This is a genomic window from Acidisoma sp. PAMC 29798, from assembly GCF_030252425.1.
GTDB lineage: Bacteria > Pseudomonadota > Alphaproteobacteria > Acetobacterales > Acetobacteraceae > Acidisoma > Acidisoma cladoniae.
Genome location: NZ_CP126994.1, coordinates 3,034,479 through 3,054,448, shown reverse-complemented (window position 1 = coordinate 3,054,448; position 19,970 = coordinate 3,034,479). Strand labels below are relative to the sequence as shown.

Here is a 19,970-nt window from a genome sequence, read left to right as displayed (position 1 = left end):
GTCTAATCTCTCCTGGCGCGACACCGGGAGAGAGCAATGCCTGACACCGACCGTCTGACCGTCCCCGTTCTGCTTGGCTCCGTCCGTCGGGACCGCGCCGGCATCCGTGCCGCCCGCTATGTCATCGCGGCGTTGGAGGCGCTGGGCCACGAGCCCGTTCTCGTCGATCCGATGGAACTCGATTTACCGCTGCTGGACCGGATGTATAAAGAGCATCCGAAGGGCGAGGCGCCGGAAAACCTCGAAGCGCTGGCCACGCTCTATCGCCGTGCGGACGGCTTCCTCATCGTTAGCGGCGAATACAATAACGGCATCCCGCCGGCGCTGAAGAACCTGCTCGATTATTTTCTGGAAGAGTATTTCTTCCGGCCCTCCGGCATCGTCTGTTATTCGGCGGGCCAGTTCGGCGGCGTGCGCGCGGCGATGCAATTGCGGATGACGCTCGCCGAACTCGGCATGTCGAGCATCCCGGGCATTCTGCCGATCCCGCGCATCACGGGTGCCTTGGACGAGGACGGCAAACCCCAGGGCACCGCCGGTCCGCGTGGGCTTGACCGGTTCCTGGACGAATTCGCCTGGTATGCCCGCGCGCTGAAGCGGCAGAAGGCGGAAGGCACGCCGTATTAGCCATGCTTAGCGGACGATGCTGAGATGGTGGATAACGCTTCGCTCATCCACCCTACCGATGATGTCTTAGTCGTAGGGCGGATGAGCGAAGCGCTATCCGCCGCTACACTTTCTCCTCATCTCAGCGTAACGCCACCAGCAGCGCCTCCTGCCTAGCCATCCATCCCGAGCAGCGCCGAAAGCTTTGCCCGGACTTCCGCCAATGTGGCAGCAGGGACGGCGGCACCGAGCGGTGTGACGGGCCGCGCCAGGGTATCGACGCTGCGTACTTGGCTCGTCAGAATCTCGCCCGTCAACGGCAAGCCCTCCGGCAAAACAACGCTCGATGCGAAAGGGCGGACTTTCGACGTGATCGGGCATACGATTGCGAAGCGGGATGCCTCCCAAAGCGCGGAGGGTGAGATGACCAGCGCGGGCCTCCGCCCACTCTGTTCCCGGCCTGTGCGCGGATCGAAGTCAATCCAAATAAGGTCGCCTGCCTGGAGATCCGCCGTCGCGCTACTCGACAATCTCTCGCCCTTCGTCGGGTCCCCAGTCGAACGAACCGGCCAAATCCTCATGCGTGAGATCCGCGACGAGGTCCTCGATCCGGTATCGTGGTCGAGGCATTGAAATGACAATCCGATCGTCGTCTGCCTCTATCTCTAACTGCGCGCCTTCAACGAGCCCGAAGCGCGTGGCCAGGGATTTGGGGATGCGCAGCCCAAGACTATTTCCCCATTTCGTCAATTGGACGTTCACGAAGACCTCCGATGGATATCATTAAGATATCCCTTCGGTATGCAGGTGTCGATACTTATCACGGTGGATGACGGGCAGGGGTGACGGCGGTCAGGGTCAGATGGTCGGTCTAAGACACCAACCCCACCAACACCGCCTCAAGCCGTGCAGACTGCACCTTTGCATCGAAGTCCTGCCGCGCGCGGGCATAGCCGGCCTCCCCCAAGCTCATGCGCCGCGCCGGATCAGCCATGAGCGCCGCAATCGCCGTCGCCATCGCCCCCGCATCGCGCGCCGGCACGATCGCCTCCGCGACCCCGCCCAGCCCCGCCTCGTCGGAGGCAAGCACCGGAAGCCCCAGCGCCATGGCTTCCACCGCAACACTCGGTAGCCCCTCAGCGTCTCCGCCCGCCGCACGCAGACTTGGCACAACCAGAAGCCCAGCCTCCCGCATCAAAACCGCGACCGCCTCTGGCGGCTGCCAGCCAAGGAAACGCACACCTGAAAGGGACGCGGCCTCGGCGCGGATCGCATCCCCCAGCGGTCCATCGCCGACGATCACCGCTTCCGGCGCGCGCCCTTCTGCCTGAAGCCGCTTAAGAGCGGCGATCAGGACCGAAAGCCCCTTTTTCTCGACGAAACGACCGACGAACAGCAACGACTCGCCCAGGCGCACGGACAGCGGTGCGGAGGGAATCTCTGTTCCAATGGGGATAACCACGAGCTTTTCGACAGGAAAACCGCGGTCGATCAGCCGCGCCTTCACGCTGTCGGACACGCAGATGAAAACCCGTGCCTCTGCCATCAGCGCCGGCAGGCGGCGCGCGAAAACGCCCGGCGGAAAGCGCCGATAATGTGTGTCCTTGTGGGCGTCACCGCCATGGAAGGTGACGGCGAGGGGGATGTTCAAAGCCCGCGCGATCGGCAGGGCAAACGCACCGCCGCGCCCGAACTGCGCATGGATGGCAACCGGGCGCAGGGTCGCCAAAGCCGCTCTATCGGGGACGACGCCCGTCTCCTTAAACAGCACCCGCCGCGCGGGGCCAGAAATCCCGTCACCGCCGAGGCGAAGAACCTCCAGGCTCTTGGCGGCTTCCGTGATCCGGCGACCGATCCACAGCGGTTGCAGGTGCGAGAAGCCCAGATACTGCCGGCGCATGAATTCCGTCTCTGACGCCGGCAGGATCACGTCCCGGTAAACGAGCAGCCGGCGCATCAGCCCCATCCTTTAGACTGGAAGCGTCAGTGTCATCCGCGCGCCACCCTCGGGCCGGTTGGCGATCACGAGATCGCCACCATGGGCGCGGGCAATGTCGCGTGCGATGGGCAGGCCGAGGCCAACGCCCCCCGTCTCCCTGTTTCGGCTCGTCTCCAGCCGTTGGAAGGGCTGCATGACGCGCTCCATATGCTCCGGCGGAATGCCCGGACCATTGTCGGCCACTTCGATCCGCAACATCGCGCCCTGACCCGTCGCGGTGATCAGCCGCACCTCGGCACCATCGCCGTATTTGATGGCATTGCTGATGAGATTGGTCAGGGCACGTTTCATCGCCTGTGGCCGGACACGCGCAGTCCAATGATCGGGGCCGCTGTAACTGAGCTTGTCGGCGAAGTCGGGCGAGGCGTCACCCGCCTCGTCCAACACCGTTCGCAGCAATTCCGCGAGGTCGATGGGCGACAGCGGTTCGTTGGATGCCGCGATGCGACCGAAGGTCAGCGTGGCGGAGACCATGGATTCCATCTCGTCGAGATCGCCGAGCATCTTCGCTCTTTGCTCGTCATCCTCCATGAACTCGGCGCGCAGCCGCATCCGCGTGATGGGCGTCCGCAGGTCATGGCCGATGGCCGTCAGCAGCAGCGTGCGATCATCGACGAAGCGGCGGATGCGCGCGGCCATGGTGTTGAAGGCCGCTGCTGCCGCCGCGATTTCGGACGGGCCGTCTTCCGGCAAGGGTGGCGCATTCACGTCCCTGCCCAAGCGCTCGGCGGCGGCCGCGAGCGTGCGCACCGGCGCCGTCAATCGTCGCACCGCCCAAACGATAAGGGCGGCGGCCAGCACCGTCATGAGCAGGAAGGCGACTAGGAACTCCACCCCCTCCAAAGCATCGGGGCGGGGAAGGCGGCTGGAAATGACGAGCCAGCTATTGTCCGGCATCTGGATGGCGGTGATCTGGCGGCGCGTATCGGGGTCAGCGACGATTCGCACGTGCTGGGGGCGCAGTTCCGGCGGCAGCGGGAAATTGTCCATGTTCAGCAGGATGCTGTGCCGGATCGGCGGAGGTGCCGGCACGGTATTGACCAATAGCGGTGTGATATCGTCGGTCAGTCGGGTGGCGAACCCTGTGGGCAGCGGAATGCGACCAAGCCGCGCCGGTCGATCGATCGCCGGTGTTTCGACCAGATCGCGGTAGACGCTCATGACGCGGAAGGTAAAGACCCGGACGGCGGCGAGGCGAACCAGATCGTTCCGGTCCAGCGTGTGGATGCCCAGACCCAGGGTTTGCACCACCACCAGGCCAAGGATCACGACAAAGGCGGTTCGCGTTCCAAGACTGCGCGGCCAAAGGCGGACACGGCCTCCAAAACTCATGTGCGCTCTACGGTTGCGGCCAAAACATAGCCGCCTCCGCGCACGGTCTTGATGATCTGGCCACCTTGGCCCTGGTCGTCGAGCTTGCGTCGCAGCCGGCTCACGGCGACGTCGATCGCGCGGTCGAAGGGACCGGCCTGGCGGCCACGCAGCAGATCCAGCAGCATATCCCGTGTCAGGACACGGTTCGCGCGTTCCAGCAAGGCGAGGAGCAGATCGTATTCGCCGCCGGTCAAGGGAACCTCGACGCCGTCGGGATTCACCAGCCTGCGGCGCGCTGTCTCCAAGGTCCAGCCCGCGAACCGCAGCGGCTGGGACGCGTGTTCGCCCTTGGCCGAGCTGTCATGGTTGTCGCTGGCGCGCCGCATGACGGCACGAATGCGGGCCATCAACTCGCGCGGGTTGAACGGCTTAGCGATATAGTCGTCCGCGCCCAACTCCAGGCCGATGATGCGGTCGGTATCCTCGCCCATGGCGCTCAGCATAACGATCGGCACGTCCTCCTGATCGCGCAGCCACCGCGCGAGATCGAGGCCGCCTTCGCCCGGCAGCATAAGGTCGAGCACGACAAGCTGAAAGGCCCCTCGCGTCCAGGCGCGGCGGGCTTCCCGCGCATCCCGCACCGCCGTTATTCGGAAGTCGTTCTTTTCCATGAAGCGGGTCAGTAGAGCCCGGATTTCGTGGTCGTCATCGACCACCAGAATATGCGCGCGCGTTTCCATGAGGCCGAGCATAGGGGAGTGCGACGGCCGAGGGCAGGTGGATCGGCGCCCTGTTGCACTTTGTCGCGTTCCTGACCGATGCCGGTCACACAGAGGGCGGATACGAGGGGCCCACGCAGAAAAAGGGACCTCAGATGGGACGTATCGCCACTGTAGCCATCATCGCCCTTGCCTTGGGCGGTGCCACGGTTGAGAGTTTTGCAGCAGATGCCGTGCCGGCCGTTGTTCAGACAGCCCCGCAAATCCAGACTGATGGCCGCGATCATGGCCCGATGACTGACGGCACGCCGATCGGCCAGCTTCTGGCGGACGCCGATGCGCCATCCCCACCGGGCGCACCTGGCGGGGACGGGCAGATGCCGCCACCCCCGCCGCCAATGGGCTTCGGCGCCCCAGACCATGGCCCCGGGATGGAAGGCCCGGGCATGATGCCGCCGCCGCCGCGTTTCATGATGGAGCGGATGCGACATATGGAGGCCACATGGGGCCTGTTCTTCAATCAGGGTGACAAGAACCTGAGCAATGGGGATGTGCAGGTTCTGGCTCAGGCCATCCTCGTGGCGCACGGCAACCATGACTGGAAGGTCGTCAATGTCGGGGATAGCCCGGATGGCCGCGCGATCTTTGCCTATGCAACGGCGGATGGTTCGGTGATCGCCCGCTTCGCCGTCGATCGCCATAGCGGCCACCTGCAGCGCATCGGCTGAGTCGCGCCCGCGCCGCGCCTCTATCGCGGGCTTGCAGCGAAGACCCGGGCCGGTTCGCCCGGGTCTTTTAGGGGGCCTTTTCAGACCTGACCGCCCACAGAAAAATTCCTAAGAAGCAACGATTGGTTCACAGTATGAGGATGGTCTGGGTGGGCTGAAGGCTTCGCTGCGCCACCGTGAAATAACGGTTGCTTCAGGGGGCTTGGGACGGCGATAGACGGATATACGGAGGGTCTGTCTTGGCACCGAAACGCCCATCCAATTCGCGGTCGGCCGGTCCGTCTCCCGAGGGCGGTTCATCCGTCAGCCGGCTCTGTGTTGCGACCCTCTCCGTGGGGAACGGTTCCGTGACCCTGGCACTTGTCGCAGGCCAGACTTTTATGCCGGGTACCTTCGATATTGGTCTGGACGGGAACGTGGCCGGGCAGCTCCGCATTGTCGCGCCGGCCAGGATCCTGACCGTCTCGCTGCCGCCGCATCTGCTGCCGGCAACGCTCGATCTGCTCAAACCCGCCACAGGGCGCAGCTTGTTCGCGGCGCCGCTATCCCTTGACGCGAGTTGTGCGCCCATCATGGAAACGGCGTCGATCGCAGGGGGCTGCCTCTCGGTCACGTTTACCTTGGCCCAAGCGGCCATGGCGGAAATCGCCGTCTCCGCGATGATAGAGGGTGGCGCCCAGTTGGCCGCCGGGCTCGCGCAACAGGACGGTCAGGACGCGGCGGGACGAAGCCGATACAGGTGCAGCCTGCCTCTTCTGACGCTGCTCCGCCTGGGCGTGATCGAATCGGTGGTCCTGTTCGTCGGCGGCCGCCGCATCGACCGCGCCATCCGTGCCTCGGCACAGGATGTCGGCCTTGTCGGCTACGTCGGTGATGCCTCCCAGCACGGCATTACAGGCTGGGTCGCCGATCTGCGCGATCCCACCCGACGGATCATTCTCGCCATCGTTTCCGGTGATCGTGTTCTCGGCACGGTCGCGGCCACGCTCGACCGGCCGGAGTTTGCGGGACTTGGGATTCCCACAAGCGCGGGCTTTACGATCCCGCATGCGATGATTGTGGGCCTCACGGACGGCGCACGCCTCGCCATCATGATCGCGGGCACACCCACGCATCTGATCAACAGTCCGCTCACCATCAATGTCGAACGGGACGTGCATGGCATGTTCGACAACATCGACGGCAATCAGGCCTGCGGCTGGGTGATGAACGTCGCGCATCCAGACAAGCCCTGCAAGGTTGAAGCTTTGTGCGACGGCCGGGTGATCGGTAGCGCGGTCGCGAACGGCATCCGCAGGGATGTGCTTGAGGCAGGTTGGCCGACGGATCGGTGTGGTTACCGCATCACCTTTACCGAGCCGCTGCATACGCTGCTCGGCCACGACATTTCGGTCCGTGTTCAGGGGACGTCGATCCTCCTGAACGGTGGCCCCCGGCAACCCAAGCTCAATCCCAACATCGCCCAATATCTGCTGCCGGATCGCGGCATTGCGCCTGCGGTGCTGCGCCGTCTGCGCGCGCGCATCGCTCATCGCACCATGGGATCGGCCATCTCCATCATCATGCCGGTCCACAACACGCGGCGGGAATGGCTGGTGGAGGCGCTGCGCAGTGTTTGCACGCAATGGTGCGATCGTTGGGAACTCATCTGCGTCGATGATGCGTCAACCGCCCCGCATGTCGCCATGGTGCTCGCCTGGTTTGCCCAGACGGACGCGCGCATTCGCGTCATTCATACGCCGCGCAACCTTGGCATCGCGGGTGCGACCACGCTGGGTATTCAAGCGGCGCGCCATCCCTATGTCGCCTTCATGGATCATGACGATACGCTGGAGCCGGATGCGGTCTATCACCTTATCGCGGCCGCAAAAGAGACCGGCGCCGACGTCATCTACAGCGATGAAGCCGTGACGGGCGACGACATATCCGTCATTCTCGATGTGCGCGCCAGGCCGGCGTTTTCCCATGACTACTATCTGTCGCATCCCTATTTCGTTCATATGGTCGCGGTTCGAACTGCAATCGCGCAGCGCATCGGCGGCTTTGACGCCGCGTTGAAGACATCGGCCGATGTCGATTTCATTCTGCGTGCCATCGAGGAGAGTCGCAGCGTCGCGCATGTGCCGCATGTCCTGTATCGGTGGCGCACGCACAGCACGAGCACCGGCCATGAGACGAAAGGTGCGGTCATGGCAGCGACCACACGCATCATTCAACGACATCTCGACCGTGTGGCGGCCGGTGCCGTTGTCCGACCCGCACCTGAGTTCAATCAGTTCGAGGTCAGATGGCCTGATCCGGGCGGCCGCGTGCTCATCATCATTCCGACAAAGGATGGCGTCGGCGTGCTGCGGCAATGCATCGAGTCGATCGAGGCAACGGTGTCACCGGACGATTATCGCTTGGTCGTGATCGACCATGAGTCCAAGGAGCGCGACTCTAAGACCTATCTCGCGCGCCTGGCGAAGCGCCACACCGTCATGCCCTATCGCGGCATCTTCAATTACGCCCAGATGAACAACCGCGCGATCCAGGCTCATGGCGCGGGGGAACCCTTCGTGCTGTTCATGAACAACGACATCGAGGCGATCGAAGCGGGTTGGCTGGAACGCATGCGGTCTGTTGCGGCGCGTCCCGAGGTTGGTGGCGTGGGGACGCTGCTCATGTACAGCGACAAGCGCAGCCAGCATGGCGGCGTCATTGTTGGCATCAATGGCCTTGCCGATCATGCCCTGCGTTTCGAACCAGTCTGGGAAGACGGTGGCTTGCGAAACCTGGGCTATAACGCCTCGCTTACGTCTTTGCGGGACTTTTCCGCCGTGACGGCAGCCTGCATGATGATGCGCCGTGAGGTCTTCGAGCAAGTAGGTGGCTTTGACGAGGCCTTTCGCGTCGGCTTCAACGATACCGATCTCTGCCTGAGGATCGGTCGGTCAGGGTACAAGATTCTGTATGATGGCCGCACGCTGCTCTTTCATCATGAATCAGTGACACGCATTGCGAAAGCCCAGCTCAAACATCCGGGGGATGATGCGCGCTTGCGCGAGGTTTGGGGGTCTCTGCTGAAGGCGGGAGATCCCTTCTACAGCCCGAACCTGGAACTGCGCGGCAGCGACCATACCCTGCGGCTCGGCCGACCTGGCCCCACCCGGCCGCGATCTGTGGCGGTGACGATGCGCGCGGTGGCGCGTGTTACCGAAGCTGTGCCGCCGCCCAAGCCGAAGAAGGGCCGTGCCGAGTCACGCGTGGTCGCCGTCTCGGCCGACTGACCCACGATCCATCGGGCGAATCTCGTCCGGCTCCTCGACAAAGTGACGGTGACCCGCCTTGATCATGGCGGCGCGTCGCGCGCGGCGCCGTTCAGGGCGGCGCACCTTGTCGATCTGGGCATTGAGTTCGGCGCCGAACAGAACGGCATAAGCGCTGACGTAGAACCACATCATGACACCCACCGCAGCGCCTAGGGCACCGTAGGTCACGCTGTAGCTCGCGACATGGCTGACGTAGAACGAGAAAAGCACCGAAACCAGCAGCCACAGCACCGTCGCCGTCAGCGCTCCTGGAAACACCGGACCGGTGCCATCGGGATGCGGCGCCGGGCCGATCTTGTAGAACAGGATGAGGATCGCAAGCACAAAGACGAACAAGCCGGCGATGCCGCAGAGATGGGCAAGCTGGCCCGTATAGGCGGACAGGCCGAGGGCCGTGAACGCATTGGGCAGACCGACGAGGACGCCGATGCCCAAGACCGCAGCAAGAACCGCGCCTAATGTCATCACCAGCGCCAGCAGTTGGAAATGCAGGATGCTACGTGTCTCCTTGCGGCGATAGGCGAAATTAAGCGCCCAGATCAAGGATTTGGTGCCGGAGGCCGCCGACCAGAAGGCGATGGCGAAGCTGATGACGAGGCTGATGCTCAGACTGCCACTGCCATTGCTGACAAGGTCATGGACCCTGTCCGACAGAAGCTGATAGGCGGCCAGGGGCATGATCTGCCGTAGGTAGGCGAGCTGCGGTTCGACCGTGACCGGATCGAAAACCATGCCGTAGATCGAAATCAGCATCGTCACGGCCGGAAACAAAGCAAGGGTCGCGTAGAAGGCGCAGCCAGCGGCGTTGAGCGACATATAGTCGGAAATCATGGCCAGGGCGGTGGCGCGCATGACGCGGCCACCGGGCTTCTTCATCTGGCCTTCAATTTCGCGCCGTAGCGCGTCGTTCACGATCGGCATAGAGAATTCCCTGCGCCCCTGACGGAACACCCTGTCTGATGACGCAGCTAACCGACCTCGGCGTCCGGGCTATCGTCGAAGGTGACGCCCTCATAAAATTCACCGACCGTGATCTCGATGTCGATCGCGGGCAGATGAAGGGTTTCGTCCGACGTCAACGTCGTCGCGATCCAGGGCTCATTGGCTTCGCCCCGGCTCAGAACCGTGACGTCCGCACTCAGGTATTCCAGGATGACGTAGTGCCGGATGGAGGGCACCGCCGCATATTCGCGGAGTTTGGTGATGCGATCGAGGCGGCCAGAATTGGGGCTCAGCACTTCGAAGGTCGCGACCACGCCGGGCACCAGGAGCGCGTTGCCAGCCAATTTGGAGCAGGTGACTAGCGCATCCGGATACCGCACAGCGTTGCCGATGGTCTGGAGACCTGCATCAGGGCCAAGGGCTACGCAATTTCCGCCCCGTAGTCGCTGCCGGAGGGAGAAATGAACGTTTCCCATGATCCGGCTGTGGTTGATGGTCCCGCCATTCATCGCGACCGGCGCCAAACCGTCGAACTCGTAGCGTCCTTCCTGGTGACCATCCCAGGCAAAGAACTCTTCCTGCGTCCATGGCTTGCGGAGCGGCGCGTTCATGCGTGGTATCCTAACACGGCGCGGCGGGATTGGCTTTAGAAAGCCGGGATGCCGGTAATGGCGCGGCCGAGGATCAGGGCATGGATGTCGTGCGTACCCTCATAGGTATTCACCGTCTCCAGGTTCGCCGCATGGCGCATGACATGGAACTCCGCCGAAATGCCATTGCCGCCATGCATGTCCCGCGCGGCGCGGGCGATGTCTAAGGCCTTGCCGCAATTGTTGCGCTTGACCAGGGAAATGGCCTCGGGCGCGAGCCGTCCGGCCTCGAACAGTCGGCCGACGCGCAAAACGGCCTGAAGGCCCAGGGCGATTTCGGTTTCCATATCCGCGAGCTTCTTCTGGATGAGCTGCGTGGCGGCGAGGGGGCGACCGAATTGCTTGCGGTCGAGCGTGTATTGCCGGGCGGCGGAGAAGCAGAATTCCGCCGCGCCCATCACACCCCAGGCAATGCCGTAGCGCGCCCGGTTGAGGCAGCTGAATGGACCCTTCATGCCGGACACGCCGGGCAGCAGATTCTCCTCGGGCACGATGACCCCGTCCATGACGATCTCACCCGTCACGGAGGCCCGCAGGCTGAGCTTATTCTCGATCTTCGGCGTCGTCAGCCCCGCCATGCCGCGTTCCAGAATGAAACCCCGGATCGCGCCGTCATGCGCGTCGGATTTCGCCCAGACCACCATGACATCGGCGATGGGGGCATTGCTGATCCACATCTTGGCGCCGGTCAGGCGATACCCGTCGGAGACCTTTTCCGCCCGTGTGCGCATGCCGGCGGGGTCCGACCCCGCATCGGGCTCGGTCAGGCCGAAGCAGCCGATGAACTCGCCGGTCGCGAGACGCGGCAGGAACTTTTCCCGCTGCGCCGGTGAGCCGTAGGCATGGATCGGATACATGACGAGGGAGGACTGCACGCTCATGGCGGAGCGGTAGCCGCTATCGACCCGCTCAACCTCCCGCGCGACCAGACCATACGCGACATAGCCGAGGCCGGCGCCGCCGTATTCCACCGGGATGGTCGGCCCGAGCAGACCCAGCGACCCCATCTCCTCCATCAGCCGACGCTCGAAGGTTTCGGTCATGTAGGCCGCTGTGATGCCGGGCTGCAGATGCTCCTGCGCGAAATCGCGCGCCGTATCGCTCACCATGCGTTCCTCTTCCGAAAGCTGGTCATCCAGCAGGAAGGGATCGGCCCAATCGAAGACAGGCTTGGGCGTGCGGATATCATCCATCATCGGGGTCCTCAGCTGCGCTGACAGCGGTTTACAGCGGCGGCGCTCGGCCTCAAAGCCTCCACGTCCGCTTTATCGTGCCGGGTCGATAACGATCGAAGACTTCCCAGGCGCGGCACCCGTGCTAGATAGCTATCTCGCACCTGCGAAGGGATTTGAACCGCGTGACCGTCTATGACTTTCTCGTCATCGGCAGCGGGCCTTCCGGCCGGCGCGCCGCAATTCAGGCTGCCAAGCTCGGCAAGTCCGTGCTCGTCATCGAAAAAGGGCGCCGCGTCGGGGGCGTGTCCGTCCATACCGGCACAATTCCCTCGAAAACTTTGCGCGAGACGGTGTTGAACCTCACCGGCTATCGCGAGCGCGGCTTCTATGGCCGCTCCTATCGCGTCAAGAAGGATATCGAAGCCAAGGACCTGATGGCCCGGCTTCATATGACGCTCGACCATGAGGTCGATATCCTGGAGCACCAGTTCGCCCGCAATGCCGTTCGCACCACCGCCGGCACGGCGCGCTTCGTCGATACGCATCGCCTGGAAGTGACCACGGAGCGGGGCGAGGTCTCGTTCGTGGATGGGGACAAGATCCTCATCGCCGTTGGCACGCGGCCGTATCGACCCCCGGAAATCCCGTTCGACGGCGTCAATGTCGTTGATAGCGACGAGATCGTCGAACTGACGAACCTGCCTCGCAGCCTGACGGTGGTCGGCGCCGGCGTCATCGGTGTCGAATACGCGACGATCTTCAGCGCCCTCGATGTCGCGGTTTCCCTCGTTGAACCACGTGAAAGCTTCCTCGACTTCATCGACCAGGAGTTGATCGAGGATTTCACCCACCAACTGCGCGACCGCGGCATGACCATTCGGCTGGGCTCGAAGATCGCCTCCGTCGAGATGGAGGGCGGTTGGCCGACTACGGTGTTGGAGAGCGGCCGGCGCATCCGCACGCAGATGCTGCTCTATGCCGCCGGCCGCGTCGGCGCGACGGACACGCTGAACCTGCCGGCCTGCGGGCTGGAGGTGGATCATCGCGGTCGCCTCAAGGTCAATCCGCGCACCTTGCAGACCGACGTGCCGCATATCTATTCCGCCGGTGACGCCATCGGCTTTCCCAGCCTCGCCTCCACGTCAATGGAGCAGGGGCGTATCGCCGCCTGCCACGCCTTCAACATGCCGCTGCCCCCGGCGCCGGAATTCTTCCCCTACGGCATCTATTCAGTGCCGGAGATTTCGACCGTGGGCATGAGCGAGGAGGAGGTGCGCCGACGCGCCATCCCGTATGAATGCGGCATCGCGCGGTTCCGGGAAACGTCGCGCGGCCATATCATGGGTCTGGAATCGGGGATGATGAAGATGATCTTCTCCATCCGCACGCGCCGGCTGCTGGGGGTTCACATCGTCGGCGAAGGTGCGACCGAGCTGATCCATATTGGCCAGGCGGTTCTGAACCTCAAAGGCACGCTCGATTATTTCATCGAGAATACCTTCAACTATCCAACGCTTGCCGAGGCCTACAAGATAGCGGCTTTGGATGCCTATAACCGGTTGGTGAAGAAGTAGGCTTTCCAGCGCTATGGGTGGATAGCGCTTCGCTCATCCACCCTACGATTTTGCACGTAGGGGGAAAAGCGCAGCGTATCCGCCGTTGAAGGTCTATTCGCCGATAAGATGGAGCACCACCTCGCGCCAATGCGGGCGGGTGCGGTGCTCGAACAGGAACAGGCCCTGCCAGGTGCCAAGCACCGGCCGGGCGTCCTGCACCGGAATGGTCAATTGTGGCCCCGTGAGAATGCTGCGGATGTGGGACGGCATATCGTCTCCTCCCTCCAGCGCATGGGCATAGGGCAGCGTCTCCGGCACCAGTCGCTCGAAGCTGTCGCGGATATCATCGAGAACCTCGGGGCTCGCATTCTCCGTCACTGCGAGGGAAGCGGAGGTATGGGTGCACCATATCGTCAGCAGGCCGGCACCGATGCCTTGTTCCGCGACCCAGACGAGAACGGGGCGGGTGAACTCCACCAGCCCCTTGCCCCGGGTCGGGATCGTCAGGCGATGAAGAGCCTGTATCATCCTCGATCTTCCTACGCACAGTTGGTGGATAGCGCTTCGCTCATCCACCCTACGGTGGTGTACCGTAGGGCGGAAAAGCGCAGCGTATTCCGCCAGCCTTAAACCGGCGCTGGGTTGCGTTCGGTAAAGCCGCGCTGGTGCCAATACGGATAAGCCAGCGGACGTTCGCTGACCTTGTCGAGCTTGGCGATTTGCTCGGGCGTCAGGGTCCAGCCGATCGCGCCGAGGTTCTGGCGCAACTGCTCCTCATTCCGCGCACCGACGATGACCGTGGCAACCGTCGGGCGTTGCAGCAACCAGTTCAGCGCAATCTGCGGCACGGTTTTGCCGGTTTCCTCGGCAACCTGGTCGATCGCCTCGACCACGTCATAAAGATACTCGTCCGGCATTTGCGGACCCATATCGGCGGTCTTGTGCAGGCGCGACAACGCCGGCAGCGGTTGGCCACGGCGGATCTTGCCGGTCAGGCGCCCCCAGCCTAGCGGGCTCCAAACGATCGCGCCGACGCCTTGCTCGATCCCGAGCGGCATCAGCTCCCACTCGTAGTCGCGGCCGATCAGGGAGTAATAGGTCTGGTTCGCGACATAGCGCGGCAGGTTATAGCGCTCGGCGACGGCCAGCGACTTCATCAAGTGCCAGCCTGAGAAGTTGGAAACGCCGACATAGCGAATCTTGCCGGCACGGACGAGGTCATCCAGTGTCGAGAGGGTTTCTTCGACCGGTGTCTTCGCGTCGTACCCATGGAGCTGGAAGATATCGATGTAATCGGTGCCGAGGCGCTTGAGCGACTGCTCGATTGAACGGATGAGGTGGAAGCGGGATGAGCCGACATCGTTGGCGCCTTCGCCAAGCCGAAAGGTCGCCTTGGTCGAAACGATGACCTTGTCACGCCGGCCGGCGATGGCGGCGCCCAGAATCTCCTCCGAGGCGCCAGCCGAATAGATATCGGCCGTGTCGAACATAGTAAGCCCGGCGTCGAGGCAGATATCAACCAAACGGGTCGCTTCCGCGACATCCGTCGAGCCCCAGGCTTTAAAGAACTCGCCATTGCCGCCGAATGTGCCGCAGCCGAAACTGAGCACGGGCACCATGAAGCCCGATCGTCCGAGCTGTCTCTGTTCCATCGAAACTCTCCTGCAAAAGGCGGGCGGCGGTTAGTACCAGCCTCCGTCCACGATGAACTCGCGCGCCGTCACGAGACGGCTGTCGTCGGCGGCCAGCCACAGCACCATGCGCGCGACGTCTTCCTCATGAAGACGATCGGGAATGCACTGTCCCTGGGCGCGTTTGGCATCGGCCTCGGGCGTCATCCACAGGTCGAGCTGGCGCTGCGTGATGATCCAACCCGGAAAGACGATATTGGCCCGAATATGGAAGGGGCCAAGGTCGCGGGCAAGGCCGCGGGTCAGGCCGATCACCGCGGATTTCGCGCTGGTATAGGCGGGCATGCCGCCCTGCGCGAGCAGGAAGCTGTTCGAACTCATGTTGATGATCGAACCGCCGCCCGCCGCGATCATGTCAGGCTTCACCGCCTGGGCGCAGAAGAACTGGTGGCGCAGATTGGTTGCCATCCGATCGTCCCAGTATTCGGGCGTCACATCGTCGATCGCATGGCGGTCATCGCGCGCAGCGTTGTTCACCAATATGTCGAAGCCACCGCCGAGTTGCTCACGCAAGGTCTGGATCGCCAGCCGCACGGCCGGAATGTCGCGCAGATCGACATTGCCGAAATAGGCCACGGCGCCTTCGGGTTGGCGGGCGAGCAGGGTCTGCGCCGAAGCCTCATCAACATCGAGGAAGCCGACGTGGCTGCCTTGGGCGACGAAATGCTCGACGATGCCGGCGCCAATGCCGGAAGCGCCGCCAGTGACGAGCACGCGTTTACCGGCGAGGCTCGGATAGGTTGCGTACCGTCCGCTCATGGAAATCCTATCGGGTGAGACAGAGAAGGGGGCTGCGGTGCGCGTCGTCGCACCGCGCTCTAGAATATGCTGTCGATCAGATTGCCGAGCGGGCCGTTTGGCTTCGGTTTCACCAGCGGCGTGCTACCCACGGCGGGGCTCACGCCCAAAGCCGCATTCTTCTGCAAGCGCTGCCGTTCGGCTGCGGGATCGACCAAGGCGGGTTTGGCCGGACCTGCGCTGAACGGGTTCAGTCGGCTCGCCAAGGTGTGGCTCTTGATGTCTCTTTGAGCCTGGGCGTCGATCTCCGCCCGGATATCCGCAGGCGCCGAGGGGCCGGCCTGCTGCACCAGCGCCGCGTCGCCCGTCGTCGATGGGACGCCACCAGACAGGGCCGCGCCGCCGAGCATCGCATCCTCAGCCTGCTGCTTGACCGCGACATCCTGCGGCCGTGCGGCGCCTGGTGTCGGCGCCGGAAGATCCGTGGCGGCGGCATTCAGGTCGGGCGGCATCGCCAGCACAGGCTGGGTCGTGACCTTGAACTCGTCCGGTGGGTCACGTTGCAGACCGATGGTCTGCATAACGCCATCGGTGCATCCGGCCAGCACCAGCGGCGCCAGGAGAAGGGCTATCCGCCGCATCGTCATCATCCTCGACATTATTCCCTCAGCCGCGATTCTTGGCATGGGCCGCCGGTTCGGCGCGCCCAGGCAACAGGTTATCGATGACAAGCGCCGCGACGCCGCACACGATGGCGGCGTCCGCGACATTGAAGACATACCACGAATAGCCGAAGGCATGGGCTTGGATGAAATCGACCACGGCGCCGAAGCGCAGCCGGTCGATGACATTGCCAAGCGCGCCGCCCGCTATGGCGCCCACCGGGATGGCAATCGCCATCCGCGTGCTGCGCCACAGCCAGACACCCAGGACCACGACCACGGCGAGGGCAAAGGCCGCGAGGGCGAGATGCGCGAGGTTGCCGTCACCGGTCAACAGCCCGAAGGTCACACCCCGGTTCCAGACCATGGTGAAGTTCAGCACGGGCAGCAGCACGATCTGCCCGACCGTCTGCAAATCCAGGCCATGCAGAACCCAGTATTTGCTCGCCTGATCGGCGGCGAGAATGACGATCGCTGTCAGCAGGCCGGCGAGAGCGATCGGTCGGCGCCCAGCCATCAGGGCGTTGCCTCGGCGCGGGTGACGAGAATGGTCTCGACCGCATCGGTGCAGCGCAAGCAGAGCTTCGTCTCGGCATGCACTTCTGGCAGCACGCGCCAGCAGCGCGCGCATTTCTCGCCGCCCGCAACGGTCGCCTCTGCCGTGACCGCGCCATCGGCCGTGCCGAAATGAACGGTCGATACGATCAAGTTGTCAGCCCAGTCGGCGGCGGAAAGCAGTCGATCCTCACCCGCGGGGAAGGCTAGCGTCACCTCGGCTTGCAGCGAGGAGCCGATCTGGCCGCCCTGGCGCATGGCTTCGAGCTTGGTGGTGCCCAGGCGCCGCACATCGCGCACCTTCGCCCATTTCGTGGCCAGGGCCTCGTTCCGCCATGCGGCGGGGATCGTCGGGAACTGCTGCTCATGAATGCTGGTCGCATCGCCGAACCGCGTTTGCCAGGCTTCCTCGGCCGTGAAGATGAGCACCGGCGCGAGCCAGGCCGTCAGGCAGCGATGCAGATGATCCAGCACCGTCCGCGCCGCGCGGCGGCGCAGGCTGTCGGCGCGGTCGCAGTAGAGCGAATCCTTGCGCACGTCGAAATAAAAGGCGGAGAGGTCGGTCGCGCAGAAATTGTGGATGGCGGGATAGACCGCCGTCCATTCATGGCTTTCCACCGCGCCGCGCACCAGACCGTCCAGCTCGGATAGGCGATGCAGCACCCAGCGCTCCAGCTCCGGCAGGTCCTTGGCCGGTAGGGCTTCGGTCTCGTCGAAGCCTTCCAGGCTGCCGAGGAGCCAGCGCAGCGTATTGCGCAGCCGACGATACAGCTCGCCCTGCTGCTTGAGGATCTCCGGCCCGATGCGCAAATCGTCCCGCGCGTCGGACGACATCACCCAGAGGCGCAGGATGTCCGCACCGAACTTGGCGATGACGTCCTGCGGCTCGACCCCATTGCCGAGCGACTTCGACATCTTGCGGCCCTGCTCATCGACCAGGAAGCCATGGGTCAGCACGGCCTTGAAGGGCGCGCGGCCACGGCTGCCGACGGCCTCCAGCAAGGAGGAATGGAACCAGCCGCGATGCTGGTCCGAGCCTTCAAGATACAGATCAGCCGGCCAGGGCAGGCCGCGCGCCTCCAAGACGAAGGCATGGGTCGAGCCGCTCTCGAACCACACGTCGATGATGTCACGCACCTGCTCGTAATTCGCGGCGTCGTAGTCATTGCCGAGGAAGTCGCTGGCGGGGCGCGCGTACCAGGCGTCCGCGCCTTCGGCCGCGAAGAGCTTCACCACGCGGGCCAGCACGGCCGGGTCCCGCAGGGGCTCGCCCGTGCGGCGATCGACAAAGATGGGGATCGGCACGCCCCAGGCGCGCTGGCGGCTGACGCACCAGTCCGGCCGTGCCGCGACCATGCTGCCGATACGGTTGCGGCCGGCCTCGGGGATGAAGCGCGTCTCCGCGATGGCTTGCAGCGCGCGGCCGCGAATGTCTTCGGGCCCGTCCATGCGGATGAACCATTGCGGCGTCGCGCGGAAGATCAGGGGCGCCTTGGACCGCCAGGAATGCGGATAGGAATGCACCAGCGTGCCGCGATGCATCAGCCCGCCAGCGGCGTCGAGCGCTGCGCAGACAGGTTCGGCGGCCTTGAAGACATGCACGCCGGCGAAGAGCGGCACCCAGGCGTTGTAAGTGCCGTCATCGCCGACGGTGTCGGGCACTTCCAACCCATGGGCGCGCCCGAGAATGAAATCGTCCTCGCCGTGGCTGGGGGCGGTATGGACGAAACCGGTGCCGGCCTCTGTCGTCACATACTCGGCCGGCAGCAGCGGCACGTCGTGATCATAGCCCTGGCCGTGCAGCGGATGGGCGGTGATGGCGCCCGCCAGATCGGCGCCCTTGATCCGGGCGAGCACGCTATGGGCGGTGACGCCCGTCTCGGTCAGGAAGGGCGCTAGCAGCGCTTCGGCGACCATGACCCGCTCGCCGATGCTGGCGCGCGAGCCCTCGGCCACGGCATCCACCGTCAGCAGCAGGTAGTCGATCTCGGGGCCATAGGCGATGGCGCGGTTGGCCGGCATGGTCCAGGCCGTCGTCGTCCAGATGACGATGGAGGCGCCGGCGATGGCGTCGGGGCCGCCGGATACGACCGGGAAGCGCACCCAGATCGTGGTGCTCTTATGGTCGTGATACTCGACCTCGGCTTCGGCGAGGGCGGTCTTTTCGACCGTGCTCCACATCACCGGCCGCAGCCCGCGATACAGCGCGCCGTTCATCAGGAAGCGGCCGATCTCGGCGGCGATGGCGGATTCGGAGGTGAAGTCCATCGTCGCGTAGCGATTGGCCCAGTCGCCCATGATGCCGAGGCGGATGAACTCGTCCCGCTGCACGGCCAGCCATTTCTCGGCATAGGCGCGGCATTCGGCGCGGAACTGGAGAACCGGCACCTCATCCTTGTTACGCCCGGACTTGCGATACTGCTCCTCGATCTTCCACTCGATTGGCAGGCCGTGACAGTCCCAGCCTGGGATGAACAGTGCATCGAAACCGGCCATCTGATGGGCGCGGTTGATCGCGTCCTTCAGCACCTTGTTGAGCGCATGGCCGAGATGGAGGTTGCCGTTGGCATAAGGCGGACCGTCATGCAGCACGAAGGGCGTGCGCCCGGCGGAGCTGGCCCGCACACGGCCCCAAAGGTCGCCACTCTCCCATTGCGCCAGCATCGCCGGCTCCCGCTTAGGCAGGTCGCCCTTCATCGGAAAGGGCGTGCGCGGCAGGAAGACGGTATCGCGATAGTCGTGGGCCGGGGTCGGGGTAACGGTATCGTTCATGGCTCGCGGTATGGCCGAATTCGAGGCCGAATGCGAATCAGAGCGGTGCCATTGCGGCCCCATCTGCCGCGCATTCCGCGCAGATCCCCTCGGCCTCGATCGTCGCCGCCGTCAGGGCGAAGCCGGCGGAGGTGGCGGCGGCAGCCAGAGCCCGGCCGATGGCCGGATCGGTCAGCTCGATGGTCCGCCGGCAGCGCGCGCAGATGAGGAACTGGACGGCATGCAGGCCGTGATCGGCGTGGTCCGCATGATCGAGGGCATGGGAACAGCCGACGAAAGCGGATAGCCGCTCGATCTTATGGACCAGACCCTGCGCCGTCAGAAAATCGAGCGCGCGGTAGACCGTGGGGGGGGCGGCGGTGCGGCCATCCTGGCGCAGCCGGTCGAGCAGGTCGTAGGCACCAGTGGGGCGCGGGCTATCGAGAATGAGGCCGAGCACCAACCGCCTTTGCTCCGTCAGCCTTGACGCACGGCGGGCGCACAGCGCCTCGGCCTGATCCAACAGGCGTTCCGTCTGAGGCGTAAAGGCAGATTCGGTCATGGCACTGTTAT

19 protein-coding genes are annotated in these 19,970 nt (G+C 64.2%); 4 read left to right on the top strand and 15 right to left on the bottom strand.

What is annotated here, in order from left to right; all coding sequences use genetic code 11:
- The first annotated feature begins 36 nt into the window (after nucleotides 1-36).
- Nucleotides 37-627 carry an NADPH-dependent FMN reductase gene (locus QP803_RS14715; RefSeq protein WP_284944227.1) on the top strand — a complete coding sequence of 197 codons (591 nt, stop codon included), beginning with the start codon at nucleotides 37-39 and terminating at the stop codon, nucleotides 625-627.
- A 152-nt stretch (nucleotides 628-779) separates the two neighbouring features.
- Here QP803_RS14715 and QP803_RS14710 read toward each other — a convergent pair whose 3' ends face one another.
- The 5 genes from QP803_RS14710 to QP803_RS14690 form a co-directional block, all read right to left on the bottom strand.
- The gene (locus QP803_RS14710) at nucleotides 780-1,187 is read right to left on the bottom strand and encodes a type II toxin-antitoxin system PemK/MazF family toxin (RefSeq protein WP_284944225.1); all 408 of its coding nucleotides are present in this window, start codon (nucleotides 1,185-1,187) and stop codon (nucleotides 780-782) included.
- A complete protein-coding gene (locus tag QP803_RS14705) occupies nucleotides 1,126-1,368 on the bottom strand; it encodes an AbrB/MazE/SpoVT family DNA-binding domain-containing protein (protein WP_284944223.1) in 243 nt (80 codons plus the stop codon). The genes QP803_RS14710 and QP803_RS14705 overlap by 62 nt, the downstream gene beginning before the upstream one ends.
- Nucleotides 1,369-1,477: 109 nt before the next feature.
- On the bottom strand, nucleotides 1,478-2,563 hold the full coding sequence (locus tag QP803_RS14700; RefSeq protein ID WP_284944222.1) for a glycosyltransferase: 1,086 nt from the start codon (nucleotides 2,561-2,563) through the stop codon (nucleotides 1,478-1,480).
- Nucleotides 2,564-2,575: 12 nt separating this feature from the next.
- Complete coding sequence (locus QP803_RS14695; protein ID WP_284944221.1) at nucleotides 2,576-3,937, bottom strand: sensor histidine kinase; 1,362 nt, start codon at nucleotides 3,935-3,937, stop codon at nucleotides 2,576-2,578.
- Nucleotides 3,934-4,659, bottom strand: a complete 726-nt coding sequence (locus QP803_RS14690; RefSeq protein ID WP_284944220.1) for a response regulator — start codon at nucleotides 4,657-4,659, stop codon at nucleotides 3,934-3,936. The genes QP803_RS14695 and QP803_RS14690 overlap by 4 nt, the downstream gene beginning before the upstream one ends.
- Before the next feature lie 134 nt (nucleotides 4,660-4,793).
- Between QP803_RS14690 and QP803_RS14685 the strand changes: the two genes are divergently transcribed.
- The gene (locus QP803_RS14685; RefSeq protein ID WP_284944219.1) at nucleotides 4,794-5,366 is read left to right on the top strand and encodes a hypothetical protein; all 573 of its coding nucleotides are present in this window, start codon (nucleotides 4,794-4,796) and stop codon (nucleotides 5,364-5,366) included.
- 347 nt (nucleotides 5,367-5,713) lie between these two features.
- Nucleotides 5,714-8,635, top strand: a complete 2,922-nt coding sequence (locus tag QP803_RS14680; protein WP_284944218.1) for a glycosyltransferase family 2 protein — start codon at nucleotides 5,714-5,716, stop codon at nucleotides 8,633-8,635.
- Here the strand turns inward: QP803_RS14680 and QP803_RS14675 are convergent.
- The 3 genes from QP803_RS14675 to QP803_RS14665 are packed head-to-tail and all read right to left on the bottom strand — an operon-like array spanning nucleotide 8,606 to nucleotide 11,465.
- Nucleotides 8,606-9,598 carry a YihY/virulence factor BrkB family protein gene (locus QP803_RS14675; protein ID WP_284944216.1) on the bottom strand — a complete coding sequence of 331 codons (993 nt, stop codon included), beginning with the start codon at nucleotides 9,596-9,598 and terminating at the stop codon, nucleotides 8,606-8,608. The two genes, QP803_RS14680 and QP803_RS14675, sit on opposite strands and share 30 nt — an antisense overlap.
- Before the next feature lie 47 nt (nucleotides 9,599-9,645).
- The gene (locus tag QP803_RS14670) at nucleotides 9,646-10,230 is read right to left on the bottom strand and encodes a Uma2 family endonuclease (protein ID WP_284944214.1); all 585 of its coding nucleotides are present in this window, start codon (nucleotides 10,228-10,230) and stop codon (nucleotides 9,646-9,648) included.
- 35 nt (nucleotides 10,231-10,265) lie between these two features.
- Complete coding sequence (locus QP803_RS14665) at nucleotides 10,266-11,465, bottom strand: acyl-CoA dehydrogenase (protein WP_350356030.1); 1,200 nt, start codon at nucleotides 11,463-11,465, stop codon at nucleotides 10,266-10,268.
- 161 nt (nucleotides 11,466-11,626) lie between these two features.
- On the opposite strand from QP803_RS14665, the gene sthA reads away from it, so the two are divergent.
- On the top strand, nucleotides 11,627-13,018 hold the full coding sequence (gene sthA / locus QP803_RS14660; protein ID WP_284944212.1) for a Si-specific NAD(P)(+) transhydrogenase: 1,392 nt from the start codon (nucleotides 11,627-11,629) through the stop codon (nucleotides 13,016-13,018).
- Nucleotides 13,019-13,111: 93 nt separating this feature from the next.
- Here sthA and QP803_RS14655 read toward each other — a convergent pair whose 3' ends face one another.
- The 7 genes from QP803_RS14655 to QP803_RS14625 all read right to left on the bottom strand — a co-directional run bounded on the left by QP803_RS14655 (nucleotide 13,112) and on the right by QP803_RS14625 (nucleotide 19,959).
- Nucleotides 13,112-13,528 carry a secondary thiamine-phosphate synthase enzyme YjbQ gene (locus QP803_RS14655; protein ID WP_284944210.1) on the bottom strand — a complete coding sequence of 139 codons (417 nt, stop codon included), beginning with the start codon at nucleotides 13,526-13,528 and terminating at the stop codon, nucleotides 13,112-13,114.
- A 98-nt stretch (nucleotides 13,529-13,626) separates the two neighbouring features.
- A complete protein-coding gene (locus QP803_RS14650; protein WP_284944208.1) occupies nucleotides 13,627-14,652 on the bottom strand; it encodes an aldo/keto reductase in 1,026 nt (341 codons plus the stop codon).
- 30 nt (nucleotides 14,653-14,682) lie between these two features.
- Nucleotides 14,683-15,450 carry an SDR family NAD(P)-dependent oxidoreductase gene (locus QP803_RS14645; RefSeq protein WP_284944207.1) on the bottom strand — a complete coding sequence of 256 codons (768 nt, stop codon included), beginning with the start codon at nucleotides 15,448-15,450 and terminating at the stop codon, nucleotides 14,683-14,685.
- A 59-nt stretch (nucleotides 15,451-15,509) separates the two neighbouring features.
- On the bottom strand, nucleotides 15,510-16,070 hold the full coding sequence (locus tag QP803_RS14640) for a DUF3035 domain-containing protein (RefSeq protein WP_284944206.1): 561 nt from the start codon (nucleotides 16,068-16,070) through the stop codon (nucleotides 15,510-15,512).
- A gap of 25 nt (nucleotides 16,071-16,095) precedes the next feature.
- Complete coding sequence (gene lspA / locus QP803_RS14635) at nucleotides 16,096-16,608, bottom strand: signal peptidase II (RefSeq protein ID WP_284944204.1); 513 nt, start codon at nucleotides 16,606-16,608, stop codon at nucleotides 16,096-16,098.
- Nucleotides 16,608-19,418 (bottom strand): isoleucine--tRNA ligase, encoded by a 2,811-nt coding sequence (gene ileS, locus QP803_RS14630; protein ID WP_284944203.1) that lies wholly within the window; start codon nucleotides 19,416-19,418, stop codon nucleotides 16,608-16,610. Before ileS ends, lspA begins: the two co-directional genes overlap by 1 nt.
- Before the next feature lie 37 nt (nucleotides 19,419-19,455).
- Nucleotides 19,456-19,959, bottom strand: a complete 504-nt coding sequence (locus QP803_RS14625) for a Fur family transcriptional regulator (RefSeq protein ID WP_284944202.1) — start codon at nucleotides 19,957-19,959, stop codon at nucleotides 19,456-19,458.
- Between the last annotated feature and the right edge of the window lie 11 nt (nucleotides 19,960-19,970).

Bases quoted from the DNA above. Each gene is read 5' to 3' on its own strand.
- QP803_RS14715 (WP_284944227.1), top strand. From the start codon at position 37: ATGCCTGACACCGACCGTCTGACCGTCCCCGTTCTGCTTGGCTCCGTC.
- QP803_RS14710 (WP_284944225.1), bottom strand. From the start codon at position 1,187: ATGAGGATTTGGCCGGTTCGTTCGACTGGGGACCCGACGAAGGGCGAG.
- QP803_RS14700 (WP_284944222.1), bottom strand. From the start codon at position 2,563: ATGCGCCGGCTGCTCGTTTACCGGGACGTGATCCTGCCGGCGTCAGAG.
- QP803_RS14695 (WP_284944221.1), bottom strand. From the start codon at position 3,937: ATGAGTTTTGGAGGCCGTGTCCGCCTTTGGCCGCGCAGTCTTGGAACG.
- QP803_RS14690 (WP_284944220.1), bottom strand. From the start codon at position 4,659: ATGGAAACGCGCGCGCATATTCTGGTGGTCGATGACGACCACGAAATC.
- QP803_RS14685 (WP_284944219.1), top strand. From the start codon at position 4,794: ATGGGACGTATCGCCACTGTAGCCATCATCGCCCTTGCCTTGGGCGGT.
- QP803_RS14675 (WP_284944216.1), bottom strand. From the start codon at position 9,598: ATGCCGATCGTGAACGACGCGCTACGGCGCGAAATTGAAGGCCAGATG.
- QP803_RS14670 (WP_284944214.1), bottom strand. From the start codon at position 10,230: ATGAACGCGCCGCTCCGCAAGCCATGGACGCAGGAAGAGTTCTTTGCC.
- QP803_RS14665 (WP_350356030.1), bottom strand. From the start codon at position 11,465: ATGATGGATGATATCCGCACGCCCAAGCCTGTCTTCGATTGGGCCGAT.
- QP803_RS14655 (WP_284944210.1), bottom strand. From the start codon at position 13,528: ATGATACAGGCTCTTCATCGCCTGACGATCCCGACCCGGGGCAAGGGG.
- QP803_RS14650 (WP_284944208.1), bottom strand. From the start codon at position 14,652: ATGGAACAGAGACAGCTCGGACGATCGGGCTTCATGGTGCCCGTGCTC.
- QP803_RS14645 (WP_284944207.1), bottom strand. From the start codon at position 15,450: ATGAGCGGACGGTACGCAACCTATCCGAGCCTCGCCGGTAAACGCGTG.
- QP803_RS14640 (WP_284944206.1), bottom strand. From the start codon at position 16,070: ATGCGGCGGATAGCCCTTCTCCTGGCGCCGCTGGTGCTGGCCGGATGC.
- lspA (WP_284944204.1), bottom strand. From the start codon at position 16,608: ATGGCTGGGCGCCGACCGATCGCTCTCGCCGGCCTGCTGACAGCGATC.
- ileS (WP_284944203.1), bottom strand. From the start codon at position 19,418: ATGAACGATACCGTTACCCCGACCCCGGCCCACGACTATCGCGATACC.
- QP803_RS14625 (WP_284944202.1), bottom strand. From the start codon at position 19,959: ATGACCGAATCTGCCTTTACGCCTCAGACGGAACGCCTGTTGGATCAG.